11 protein-coding genes are annotated in these 12865 nt (G+C 61.1%); all 11 read left to right on the forward strand.

What is annotated here, in order from left to right; genetic code table 11:
• Position 1 precedes the first annotated feature (1 nt).
• The 11 genes from ACX8ZY_RS07865 (at position 2) to ACX8ZY_RS07915 (ending at position 12864) form a co-directional block, all read left to right on the forward strand.
• Positions 2–958 (forward strand): ABC transporter permease, encoded by a 957-nt coding sequence (locus ACX8ZY_RS07865; RefSeq protein ID WP_010247875.1) that lies wholly within the window; start codon positions 2–4, stop codon positions 956–958.
• On the forward strand, positions 955–1806 hold the full coding sequence (locus tag ACX8ZY_RS07870; protein WP_010247873.1) for an ABC transporter permease: 852 nt from the start codon (positions 955–957) through the stop codon (positions 1804–1806). Before ACX8ZY_RS07865 ends, ACX8ZY_RS07870 begins: the two co-directional genes overlap by 4 nt.
• Positions 1803–3467, forward strand: coding sequence for an ABC transporter ATP-binding protein (locus ACX8ZY_RS07875; RefSeq protein WP_022624963.1), 1665 nt, complete (start codon positions 1803–1805; stop codon positions 3465–3467). Before ACX8ZY_RS07870 ends, ACX8ZY_RS07875 begins: the two co-directional genes overlap by 4 nt.
• A gap of 135 nt (positions 3468–3602) precedes the next feature.
• Positions 3603–4934 carry an NAD(P)/FAD-dependent oxidoreductase gene (locus ACX8ZY_RS07880; RefSeq protein WP_022624962.1) on the forward strand — a complete coding sequence of 444 codons (1332 nt, stop codon included), beginning with the start codon at positions 3603–3605 and terminating at the stop codon, positions 4932–4934.
• Positions 4935–4945: 11 nt separating this feature from the next.
• A complete protein-coding gene (locus ACX8ZY_RS07885; protein ID WP_022624961.1) occupies positions 4946–5788 on the forward strand; it encodes a GNAT family N-acetyltransferase in 843 nt (280 codons plus the stop codon).
• Positions 5788–6714 carry a 2-hydroxyacid dehydrogenase gene (locus ACX8ZY_RS07890; protein WP_022624960.1) on the forward strand — a complete coding sequence of 309 codons (927 nt, stop codon included), beginning with the start codon at positions 5788–5790 and terminating at the stop codon, positions 6712–6714. The genes ACX8ZY_RS07885 and ACX8ZY_RS07890 overlap by 1 nt, the downstream gene beginning before the upstream one ends.
• Position 6715: 1 nt before the next feature.
• Entirely contained in the window at positions 6716–7849 is a 1134-nt protein-coding gene (locus ACX8ZY_RS07895; protein ID WP_060680519.1) for a M20 aminoacylase family protein, read from the forward strand.
• 113 nt (positions 7850–7962) lie between these two features.
• Complete coding sequence (gabT, locus tag ACX8ZY_RS07900) at positions 7963–9279, forward strand: 4-aminobutyrate--2-oxoglutarate transaminase (RefSeq protein WP_010670905.1); 1317 nt, start codon at positions 7963–7965, stop codon at positions 9277–9279.
• A gap of 290 nt (positions 9280–9569) precedes the next feature.
• Complete coding sequence (locus ACX8ZY_RS07905) at positions 9570–10082, forward strand: Lrp/AsnC family transcriptional regulator (RefSeq protein WP_010247853.1); 513 nt, start codon at positions 9570–9572, stop codon at positions 10080–10082.
• A gap of 271 nt (positions 10083–10353) precedes the next feature.
• On the forward strand, positions 10354–10800 hold the full coding sequence (locus ACX8ZY_RS07910) for a GNAT family N-acetyltransferase (RefSeq protein ID WP_033772121.1): 447 nt from the start codon (positions 10354–10356) through the stop codon (positions 10798–10800).
• An 18-nt stretch (positions 10801–10818) separates the two neighbouring features.
• Positions 10819–12864 (forward strand): hydantoinase/oxoprolinase family protein, encoded by a 2046-nt coding sequence (locus ACX8ZY_RS07915; RefSeq protein WP_459260946.1) that lies wholly within the window; start codon positions 10819–10821, stop codon positions 12862–12864.
• Position 12865: the final 1 nt, after the last annotated feature.

Below are 12865 nucleotides of genomic sequence, written 5' to 3' on the forward strand. Positions count from 1 at the left end.
GATGAACCGATACATGCTGTTCCTGATTGCCCGGCGAATTGGTGCCGGCATCCTGACTTTGCTTATCGTCTCGGCGGTGGTGTTTTTCATCACCAGCCTGCTGCCGGGCGACGCAGCGCAGATGATCCTCGGCCAGAACGCCACGCCGGAAACGGTGGCGGCGTTACGGCAGCAGCTGGGTCTCGATCAGCCTTTGCTGATGCGCTACTTCCACTGGCTGACAGGCATGGTGCAGGGCGACTTTGGCACCTCGTTTGCCAGCCATTTGCCGGTCTCGCAACTGGTGGCGCAGCGTATTCCCGCTACCTTTGAACTGGCGGGTATCACCACGCTGATCTGCGTGCCGCTGGCGCTGATTATCGGCATTATTGCGGCGATGAATCGCGGTTCCCGACTCGATCGGGCGCTGGTCATCGGCACCATGGCGACGGTTGCCGTGCCGGAGTTTCTGGTGGCGACGGTGGCGGTACTGATTTTCGCCGTCAAGCTGCACTGGGTCTCGGCGATGTCGTTCGGCAGCCCGGATAGCGACCTGCTGAGTTACCTCAAAGCCTATGCGCTGCCGGTGCTGACCCTCTGCTGCGTGCTGGTGGCGCAGATGGCACGTATGACGCGGGCAGCCATTATCAACCAGCTCGACAGTCCTTATCTGGAGATGGCGCTGCTGAAAGGGGTTTCACCGCTGAGAGCGGTGCTGCGTCACGCACTGCCTAACGCGGTCGGCCCCATCGCCAATGCCATTTCACTCAGCCTCTCCTATCTGTTTGGCGGGGTAATCATCATCGAAACCATCTTCAGCTATCCCGGTCTCGCCAGCCAGTTGGTGGATGCGGTCAGTAACCGCGACCTGCCGGTGGTGCAGCTCTGCGTGATGCTGTTCGCCGCCTGCTACCTGGTCCTGCTGCTGGCGGCAGACATTCTGACTATCGCCTTTAACCCGAAATGGAGAAGCGCATGAATATTCTCTCGTTGCCCTGGCGTTTCTTACAGTCGCTCTCCTGGTCGGGACGGCTGGGTCTGATCATGTCGCTGTTCTGGCTGCTGATGGCGGTGTTTGGCACCCCGCTGGCCCCGCACAGCATTGATGACATCGGCGGCGGCCCGCTGATGGGCGGCCTGACGTCCGATAACCTGCTGGGCACCGACTACCTTGGGCGCGACATGCTGAGCCGCATTCTCTACGGCGCGAAGTTCTCTATCGGTCTGGCGCTGAGTGCGGCGCTGCTGGCCAGCCTGATCGGCACGCTGCTGGCGCTGCTGGCAGCGGTGGCGGGGCGCTGGCTGGAGGAGGTACTGGGCCGCGTCAACGACGCGCTGCTGGTACTGCCGGGCAAAGTGCTGTCGCTGATGATAGTCGCGGTATTTGGCTCCTCACTGCCGATGCTGATCCTCACGGCGGTCTTCACCTACTGGCCGGGCGCATTCCGTATCGCGTTTGCCATGGCCAGCTCGCTGCGCAGCATGGATTACGTCCGGGCGTCACGGCTGCGGGGCGAAAGCCGCTGGTATATCGCCATTCACGATATCCTGCCCAACATGGTGCACCCGATGCTGACTGACTTTGGTCTGCGCTTTGTCTACATCGTGCTGCTGCTGAGCGGCCTGAGCTTCCTCGGTCTGGGTGTTCAGCCGCCCTACGCCGACTGGGGCACGCTGGTGCGTGAAAATATGCAGGGGCTGTTTGACGGCTCGCCTGCGGTGCTGATGCCCGCGCTGGCGATTGCCAGCCTGACCATTGGTGCCAACCTGTTTATTGACAGCCTGCAGGCGATGCGTCCGATGACGCTGGCGAAGGAGGGAGCATGAACGTGACACCACATACCGCCATGCCGGTGATTTCGGTGGACAAACTGCGCGTCACTGCGCAGACCGATCGCGGCGAAGAGATCGACCTGGTTTCCGACATTCACTTTACCGTGCAGAAGGGCGAAGTGCTGGCGCTGATTGGTGAATCCGGCTCAGGTAAAACCACTATCGCCATGGCGCTGATGGGTTACGCCCGCAGCGGCTGCCGCATCGCCGACGGCAACATTCACGTTGCCGGCACCGACGTTAACAGCCTGACGCCGGGGCAGTTGCGCGCTTTCCGTGGCAACAAAGTCGCCTATATCGCCCAGAGCGCGGCAGCGTCGTTTAATCCGGGCATGAAGATCCTCGACCAGGTGATTGAGCCGGTGGTTATCCACGGCACCCTGACCCGCAAAGCGGCAAAAGCCAAAGCGATTGAGCTGTTCCGCGAGCTGGCGCTGCCCAACCCCGAGACCATTGGCGACCGCTTCCCGCACCAGGTGTCGGGCGGTCAGTTACAGCGTCTGATGACGGCGATGGCGCTGATTGGCGATCCTGACGTGGTAATCCTTGATGAACCTACTACCGCGCTGGATGTGACCACGCAGGTGGAAGTGCTGAAGGCGTTTCGCCGCGTGGTGGTGCAGCGCGGCGTCACGGCGATTTACGTCAGTCACGATTTAGCCGTGGTGGCGCAGATGGCAGACCGGATACTGGTGCTGCTGCGCGGCAAAATGGCGGAGTATGGCAGCACCGCGCATCTGATCGGCGCACCGCAGGCGGAGTACACCCGCTTACTGATGGAGGCGGCGCGGCAGAAAGAGCGGCCCAGCAACTGGTGCCCGGTTGCCGCTGATATTCAGCCGCTGCTTGAGGTGCGCGACCTCAGCGCAGGTTATGGTCCGCGTGGCAGCGATGGCTACCCGAAAATACGCATTCTGGAAGATATCAATCTCAGGCTGTGGAAAGGGCAGGCGATTGGCATCATTGGTGAGTCAGGCTCAGGCAAAACCACCCTGGCGCACGCTATTGCCGGACTCAACGCTCCAAGCCACGGCCATATTCTGTTCAACGGTCACTACATCTCGGGCGATATGCAAAAACGGCCTGACAACGAGCTGCGCCGCATTCAATATGTATTCCAGATGGCAGACACCGCGCTGAACCCGGCCCACAGCGTTGAACGCATCCTGTCGCGTCCGTTGACGCTGTTTCACGGTCTGAGCGGTGCGGCCCGACAGCAGCGGCTTTATCAGCTGCTGGATCTGGTGCAGCTCCCGCGCAGCGTGCTGTGGCGGCGTCCCTGGGCGCTCTCCGGCGGGCAGAAGCAGCGCGTCAATCTGGCGCGCGCACTGGCGGCTGAGCCGGATCTGATTCTGTGTGATGAAGTGACCTCGGCGCTGGATACGGTGGTTGCCGCCGCCGTCCTCGACTTAATCAGCGAACTGCGGCGCGAACTGGGACTCTCGGTGATCTTCATCAGCCACGACATGCATGCGGTACGCGCGGTGTGTGATGAAATCGTGGTGATGAAGAGCGGTCGCATCGTCACCCAGCTGGCGCGCGGCGACTACGACAAGCCGACCAGCGAATTGTATTTCGAGCGGCTGAAACGCGCGGTGCCGGAGCTGCGTCAGGGCTGGCTGGATGAGCATGAAGAGATTTTAAAAGCAGAGTGAGTTGCCTGAAGCAACGGGCACCCTGATTAATCCGCCTGCACAGCACTGATGTAATGCGCGGGCGGCACGGGTCAAGGCACAGCGGTGATATCGCCCTGTGCCAGACCAGATACTGACAACAGAGGTAGTCTTGTTATGCCTGCACCGATTCGTTATGTACAGGACAGTGCGAATTTTCCCGATTCCGCCGATGTAGTGGTGATTGGCGCCGGTATCGCCGGAGCCGCCGCCACCTGGGAGCTGGCGAAGCAGGGACTGAAGGTCGTGCTAATCGAAAAAGGCCTGGTAGGAGCGGAGCAGTCGAGCCGTAACTGGGGCTGGTGTCGCCAGCAGAACCGCGATGAGCGCGAATTGCCGCTGATTATTTATGCGCTGCAACGCTGGGGTGAGCTTAACGATGAAACCGGCGAGGAGCTGGGTTTCCGCCGCAGCGGGCTGGTTTACGCCACGCAGGAAGAGTCGGACATCGCGGCCTGGGATAAGTGGATCCAGATGGCAAAAGACTATGGCGTGCGCAGTTCGATCCTCACGGCGGAGCAGGCCAAAGCGATGACGCCCGGCAGCACCACAAACTGGCGGGGCGGTCTCTCAGCGCCAACCGACGGTCACGCCGAACCAAGACTGGCTGCGCCCGGGCTGGTGGCAGGCGCGCTGAAAAAAGGGGCGCTGCTGTTTCAGCAGTGCGCGGTGCGCGGGCTGGATATCGCCGCCGGACGGGTCAGCGGCGTCTGGACCGAGCGCGGCCTGATCAAAACCAGCCGGGTGATCTGTGCCGCCGGGGCCTGGACCTCCATGTTTTGCCGTCGTCACGGTATCGATCTGCCGCTGGGCAACGTGATTGGCACCGCCTTCCGCACGCAGCCCATTGAGCAGGCGATTGCCATGCCACTCTACACACCTGGCTTTGCCTGTCGGCCACAGATGGACGGCAGTTACACCGTCTCCGTCTCGGGTCGCGGGCGTCTGGAACCTGGCGCGCAGGGGCTGCGCTATGCCCGCCAGTTCTATCCGACCTTTAAAAGCCGCCGCAAGAATCTCACCCTGAATCTTGGCCTGTCGCCGTTCTTCAATGGCCCGGAAGCGATGGGTGGCTGGGCATTTGACCGCGAGTCGCCGTTTGAGCGCATGCGCATTCTCGATCCGGCAGCCGATGCAACGATCGTGGAAGAGGGACTGGCGGCGATGCGGCGTGAATATCCGGCGCTGGCGAACCTGCGGCTGGCGCAGTCGTGGGGCGGCATGATTGACAGCACCCCGGACGCGATTCCGGTGATCTCCACCGTGGCGAAATTGCCGGGGCTGGTGCTATCGGCGGGCTACAGCGCCCACGGCTTCGGTATCGGACCAGGTGCCGGACGACTGGCAGCCGATCTGGCGACCGAAGCCACGCCAGTCGTTGATCCCACCCCTTATCGCTACAGCCGTCTGGTTGACGGCAGCGGACTTGAAACGCCAGGCATGATGTAAGGAGACCTGCAATGAGCCTGAAAATACGCGCAATGACGCCGGACGATATCGACCCCTGTTTCACCTTAACGCAGGCACTGAAATGGCCCCACCGACGTGAAGACTGGGCGCTGGCGCTGCAGCTGGGCGAGGGCACGGTGATTGAAGAGCAGGGCAAGCTGATTGCGAGCGCAGTGCTCTGGCGCTGGGGCGAGCGCGCTGCCACGCTGGGACTGGTAATCGTCGATAACCAGCAGCAGGGGCGTGGCCTTGGCAAACAGCTGATGCTGGCGCAGCTGGAAAAATTGCCTGACTGTAACGTGCGTCTGCACGCCACCGAAATGGGCAAAGGTTTGTATGAAAAACTCGGGTTTGTCAGTTGCGGTGAAATTCGCCAGCACCAGACCCGCGCTGTGACCACCCTTCCAGACGTCGTGATCCCGGCGGGACTGCAGCTGCGTCCGGCAACACTGGCCGATCACGCCACACTGGTGACGCTGGATCAGCAGGCGCACGGCATGCATCGTCCGGCACTGTTCGACCACCTGCTGCGCGACTGCCAGACGGTGCTGTTGCAGGATGACCAACAGCAAATTCAGGGCTTCGCCAGCCTGCGCCGCTTTGGTCACGGCTGGGCGATAGGCCCGATCATCGCGGGAGACTTCGCGGTAGCGCAGGCGCTGGTCGCCTCGCTGATGCAGCCGCTGCAGGGGGAATTCCTGCGCATCGACACCGATGCCGCGCTGCCGATGGCCGCCTGGCTACAGAGCCTGGGCATCCCTCAGGTCGATGCGCCTGCGACTATGGTGCGCGGCACGCCCTGGACACCGCAGGGTATGCAGGCGTTTGGACTGATGACGCAGGCGATGGCCTGATGCATATCGTCTATAAATCGGAGCCGGAACGTGGCCGCATCTGGCAGCGCTGGCTGGCAGCGCATGCGCCTGACATTCAGCTGCATATCTGGCCTGAGACCGGCGATCCAGAGCAGGTTGAGGCGCTGGTCGCCTGGCAGCCACCGGCTGACATCACCGTGCTTTTCCCCCGGCTGAAACTACTGTTCTCCGTGGGTGCCGGGGCCGATCAGTTTGACCTTGGCGCGCTGCCGCCCGACCTGCCGGTGATCAGGATGATCGAGCCAGGCCTGACCCAGGGCATGGTGGAGTATGTCACCTTCGCGGTGCTCGGCCTGCATCGCGACATGCCGCGCTATTTTCATCAGCAACGCCAGCAGCAGTGGCTGACACACGCGATATTACCTGCCGCGCAGCGTCGGGTAGGCGTCATGGGGCTGGGCGAACTGGGCCAGGCCGCATTGCAACAGCTGGTGGCGCTGGGCTTTGACTGCGCTGGCTGGAGCCGCACACCGCGCCAGATTCCCGGCGTCCGCTGCTGGCACGGTGACGATCAGCTCGATGCGTTTCTGGCGCACAGCGAGATTCTGGTCTGCCTGCTGCCGCTGACTGACACCACACAGGGTTTGCTTAACCGCACCCTGTTTAATCAGCTACCACAGGGCGCGGCGCTGGTGCAGGCCGGGCGCGGCCCCCAGCTGAATCAGGACGATCTGCTGCAGGCGCTGGAGAGCGGTCAGCTCCGTGCCGCCGTGATCGATGTGACCGACCCGGAGCCGTTACCGCCGGATCATCCCTTCTGGCACCATCCCGCCATCTGGCTCACACCCCACATCGCCAGCCAGACGCAGAATGAGAGCGCCATTGCGGCACTGCTGGAAAATCTGCGGCGCTATCAGCGTGGCGAGCCGCTGCACGGTGAGATTGACCGTTCGCGAGGATATTAAGATGGAACATCTGGTGGCATTGCGCCGCGACCTGCATGCGCACCCGGAACTGGGCTTTCAGGAGCAGCGCACCAGCGACATCGTGGCGAACTTTCTGCAACAGCTGGGCATTGAGGTGCATCGCGGCATCGGTAAAACCGGCGTGGTCGGGATACTGAAAAAGGGCAGCAGTGAACGCATGATTGGCCTGCGGGCTGATATGGATGCGCTGCCGATGCAGGATCAGAGCGGCACCGACTGGCAAAGCCGCGCGGAGCAGGTGAGCCACGCCTGCGGCCACGACGGTCACACCGTGATGCTGCTGGGAGCGGCAGAAAAACTGGCGCGCGACGTCAGCTTTGATGGCAGCGTCTGCTTTATCTTCCAGCCCGCCGAAGAGGGGCTGGCGGGCGCAAAGGCGATGATTGACGATGGCCTCTTCAGCCGTTTTCCCTGTGAGGCGGTCTACGCCATCCACAACTGGCCGGAACTGCCGCTCGGCCAGGTACAGACCCGCCCTGGCGCGATCATGGCGGCGGCTGATCGTTTTGATATCCGGGTACTGGGCGGAGGCGGTCATGCCGCGCAGCCGCATCTGACGCGCGATACTCTGCTGGCGACCAGCGAGCTGGTGGTGCAGCTGAATACTCTGGTCTCACGCGCCCTGGATCCGTGCGAAACGGCGCTGCTCACCGTCACCCGGATGCAGGGCGGCTTTTCGCACAACATGATCCCGGCGGAGGCGAACATCACCGGCACGGTGCGCACTTTCAGCCCGGCAGCGCAGGCGACGATTGAAGCACGACTGCGTCAGATGGCGGAGCACATCACCGCCGCCCACGGTTTGCACGCAGAGGTCAGCTATCTGCGCTACTACCCGGCGACCCTGAACAGTAATGCTGAAGCGCAGTTTTGCCTGCAGGCGCTGACTCAGGCGGGCATCACGGCTGAGGCCGCGCCCCAGCCCGCACTTACCTCAGAAGATTTTGCTTTTATGTTGCAGGCGCGGCCCGGTGCCTATCTGTGGCTGGGGTCGGCACCCTGCAAGCCGCTGCATCATGCCGCTTACGACTTCAACGATGCGCTGATCCCGCATGGCGTTAACGTTTTTGTCACGCTGATTCGTCAGGCGCTGGCAGAGAAATTTCCCTGCTGAATGCCGCAGGATTTTGACAGGAAATGCCGCTGTCTGAGGAATTACGGCAGCGTGACAAACCAGCGGGTTGCGATACTTGAGCCAACCGAACGTTACGTGGATGAGGGTTTAAAATGCAGAATGTCATGGCAGAGCAGCAAGCATACTCCGATAACAGCCTGTTACTGGATGCACGCGAGCAGAACGTGCCGCGCGGCGTAGTTACCGCCCATCCGCTGGTGATCGAACGCGCCAGAGGCAGTGAAGTGTGGGACGTGGAGGGCAATCGCTATCTCGACTTTGTCGGCGGCATCGGGGTGCTGAATGTCGGCCACAATCACCCGGCGGTGGTCAATGCGGTGACCCGCCAGCTCGGTCTGGTGTCTCATGCCTGCTTTCAGGTGGTGGCCTATCCGGGCTACATCGAGCTGGCGCAGCGGCTGAACAAACTGGTGGGCGGCGATGAGGCGTACAAAAGCGTCTTCTTTACCAGCGGCGCGGAAGCGGTGGAAAATGCGGTGAAGATTGCCCGCTCACACACCCAGCGCTCTGGCATTATCGCTTTTGATGGTGCGTTTCATGGCCGCACCCTGCTGGGTATCACCCTGACCGGCATGTCCGCGCCTTACAAACAGAATTTTGGCCCGTTCCCCGGCGATATTTACCGTCTGCCCTTCCCGAACCCGCTGCACGGTATTACTGAAGCGGACTGCCTGAAAGCGCTGGATCAGCTGTTTGCGGTGCAGATCCTGCCGGAGCGGGTCGCGGCGATTATCATTGAGCCGGTTCAGGGTGACGGCGGCTTCCTGCCCGCTGGCCCGGCATTTATGCAGGCGCTGCGTCGCATCACCAGCCAGCACGGTATTCTGCTGATTTGTGATGAAATCCAGTCCGGCTTCGGGCGTACCGGCACGATGTTCGCCTTCCAGCAACTGGGTATCAAACCCGATTTAGTCACGCTGGCGAAAAGCCTGGGCGGCGGTCTGCCGATTTCCGGTGTGGTGGGGCGTGCGGAGATCATGGATGCACCGACGCCTGGCGGGTTAGGCGGTACTTATGGCGGCAACGCACTGGCCTGTGCGGCGGCGCTGGCGGTACTGGATCTGTTTGAGCAGGAAAACCTGTTGCAGCGCTCCTGCCAGCTTGGTGAGCAACTCAATGCACGACTGCGGCAGCTGGCGGATAAATATGCCTGCATCGGTGACGTCCGCGGCGTGGGCTTTATGCAGGCGGTGGAGATCCTCGATTTCGAAACCGGTCGCCCGGATGCGGCCTTAACCCAGAAGATCCTCGACAGCGCCTGTCAGGAGGGATTGCTGCTGATCAAATGCGGCCTGCATCGCAACACCATCCGTTTCCTGGCGCCGCTGGTCACCACCGACTCACAGCTGGAAGAGGCGCTGCATATCTTCGATATTGCGCTGGCCCGCGCCACAGGCCGGTTGGGATAAAGTGCGATTCCTCATTGATATTGTTAAAGTAATTTGAAAATCTCCCGCTGGTATAACCACTGCGAAGCGCTGGCGCGTTTACGGTAAAGCGTGATATACCTTCGGGAGGTTCTGCACATTTAATTAAGCGTCTATCCCATCAGGCTATTTCATTTGTCAGTCTGAACCTGGTCAGTGCTTACAATCCTCACGTACGCCATGTACGCACCGGTTGTTCCGCGCTGTCCGTCTCCAGACTGCCTGCAACAATGACGCCTGGCGGGACAGGCTCTGACAATGAGGGGGGTGCTATGAACGGCTTAATGAAACTCGACCGCATCGACATCAACATCCTGGTGCAACTCCAGAAAGATGGCCGTATCAGCAACGTTAACCTCGCCGACGCCGTAGGCCTTTCGCCCAGTCCCTGTCTGCAACGGGTCAAACGTCTGGAACAGGCCGGTTTTATCACCGGTTATGAAGCGCACATTAATCTCACCCGCATTACCGATTCGGTGACGGTCTTTACCGAAGTCACTCTGTCAGGCCATCGCCGCGAAGACTTTATGAAATTTGAAAGTGCGATGCGCGACGTCGATGAGCTGATGGAGTGCCATCTGATTACCGGCGGCTATGACTATTTGCTGCGCTTTATTACCCGCAGCATTGAACATTACCAGGAAGTGATTGAGAAGATGCTCGACGCTCAGATCGGCATCGATAAGTACTTCAGCTATATCGTGATCAAATCCCCGATCATGAAAAGCAGCGTGCCGTTGCGATCGCTGATCGGCAAGCACAATTCGGTGGAGTTCGGCGTGTAGCGGGCGGCCAGGCGTCGCCCTCGCCATGTTTACCGGTGGAGAGAGGGCCGTCACCTGCCTTGTTTCTGCTTACTCTTTCGCGATTCACCCCAGCCGCACTTTTGTTCGCCCATCCGCTTCACTTCTCCCGTTAATGTGCCAGACGCCCCCTCAGCATAAAATTTCTTCATGACGCAAAATTCAGTCGCAACAGCCGGTTCTGTGGCGCGCTACAGCCTCAACCGTTGGGCGAACCCTTTTACACTGTTTTCAACCGATACAAGGAGTTGTCATGGACTCATTGCAGATTGCTGACCAGCAGTGGCAGCGCGAGGCGTTCACTGTCTCCACCAGCCGCCAGCGGCTCGACCTGGCGTGGATCCACATCCAGCTGGCGGAGAAGTCCTACTGGGCCAAAGGCCAGCCGCTGGCCAAAACCGTGCGGGCGATTGCCGGTTCGCTGCCGTTTGGCCTCTATCACCAGCAGAGACAGATTGGCTTTGCCCGACTGATTACTGACTACACCCGGTTTGGCTGGCTGTGCGACGTAATGATTGATGAAAACTGGCGCGGTCACGGGCTGGGCAGCTGGCTGGCAACCTGCGTCCGTGAACACCCGGAGCTGCAAACGGTGCATCGCTGGATGCTCTCAACCCAGGATGCCCATCAGGTCTATCAGCGGCTCGGCTGGCGTGTGGTGCAACATCCCGAGGCACTGATGGAATTTCCCCCTTCCTGACACTGGAGTTACCCTGATATGCGATACCGCGTTGGCGTGGATATTGGTGGATCCTTTACCGATTTCGCCGTGCTCGATCAGCAAACGAACCAGATTCACACCCTGAAAGTCCTGTCGCGACCGGATCAGCCAGGCAGCGAAATCGTTACCGGACTGGCGCAGTTTCAGCAGCATCAGGGCATTGATCCCGCTGAGATTGGTTACTTCACCCACGGCACCACGGTAGGCATTAACGCGGTGATCCAGCGGCGCGGCGTGCGGCTGGCGCTGTTCGCCACGGAGGGCTTCTGCGATGTCCTGGAGCTGGCCCGGCTTAAAATCCCGCATATTCACGATCTTTTCTCCCGGCGTCCTGCTCCGCTGATCACCCGCGATCGGGTGTTTGCCATCCGTGAACGCAGTGACGCGCACGGCAACGTGCTGCACGCGCCTGATCGCCAGAGCGTGCTCGACGCAATCGCTCAGGCACGCGCGGCAGGCTGTCAGGGCATTGTGGTGTCGCTGCTGCACAGCTATCGCAACCGGCACAATGAAGCGGCGGTGAAGGCGATTATCGACGAGGTGGCACCCGAGCTGCTGACCTCCTGTTCCGCTGACATCTGGCCGATCATCCGTGAATATGAACGCACCATTACCGCCACCATTAATGCCTACGTGCAGCCGATGGTGATCCACTACCTGGAATCCTTTGAGCAGGCGCTGCAACGGCTCGGCGTCAGGCCGCCGCCGCGCATCACCAAATCCAACGGCGGGGTGATGGGCGTCGATCAGGCGAAACGCGAATGCGTGCAGATGGTGCTCTCCGGCACCGCATCCGGGGTGATTGGTGCCAGCTATCTCGCCAGCGCCTGTGGTTTTGACAAAATCCTCAGCCTGGATATCGGTGGCACCAGCGCCGACGTGGCGGTGATCATCGACGGCAAAGTGGCACAGGGCAACGGCGAAATCATCGGGGATTTCCCGATCTTTATTCCTTCTGTCGCCGTCACTTCGGTGGGTCAGGGCGGCGGCTCGCTGGCGTGGATCGATGGTCAGGGCGTGCTGCAGATGGGCCCGGACAGTGCCGGATCGCTGCCTGGCCCGGTCTGCTTCCAGCGCGGCGGCACGCAACCCACTGCCACCGATGCGTTCGCCGCCTGCGGCATGATGGGCCATGGCGCGCTGGGTTATAACGCCGTCACTGTTGATGTGGACGCCGCCTGTGCGGCCTGGCAGCCGCTGGCGGATGCGCTTGGCGTCACGGTGCAGGAAACGGCAGAAACCGCCATCCAGCTGGCGATCTCCAGCATGTACAGCGACACCAGCGGGCTGCTGTCGCGCTTTGGTCTCGATCCGCGTGAATTCTGGTTCCTCGCCTTTGGCGGAGCGGGTCCGATGATGGGCTGCTTTCTGGCCCGCGAACTGAATATGAAAGGGATGATTGTGCCGCCGACGCCGGGCGTGCTGTCCGCGCTGGGCGGGCTGGTAGCAGATATCCGCAACGATTTTATCCGCACGCTCTACGGCGATCTGACACCCGCCCTGGCCGACACCCTGGCCAGTGAAGCCGAAGCATTACAGCAGCGCGCCTGTGGCTGGCTGGCCCAGGAGCACGGCAGCGATATGCCTTACAGCCTGCAGTTCAGCGCGGATATGCGCTATCGCGGTCAGTCGTTTGAGATCGATGTACCGCTGGAGACGAACTGGCTGGCGCAGGCGGATTTCACTGCGCTGCATGACGCCTTTGATCGCCAGCACCAGCAGCTGTTTGGTCACTGTGACCCGCAGGCGCCGGTGCAGTTGATCAACCTGCGGCTGGTGATTGCCTCACCGACGCCGAAACCGGTGATTAACCCACTGGCTCCGGCCACGGAACCGGTGCCGGTACTGAAACAGACCTGGGCGTGGATCGACGGCGGCTGGCATCAGGTTGATTTAGTGCTGCGTTCAGTGCTGCGTGCCGGACATCAGCTCAGTGGCCCGGTCATCATCGCCCAGGATGACTGCACCACCTGCGTGCCGCCCGGCATGGGCGTCACGGTCGATTCATTCGGTAATCTGCTGATCACGGCGAACGAGGCATAAC

This window comes from Pantoea sp. XAF26B01_ASV70 (genome assembly GCF_054512635.1).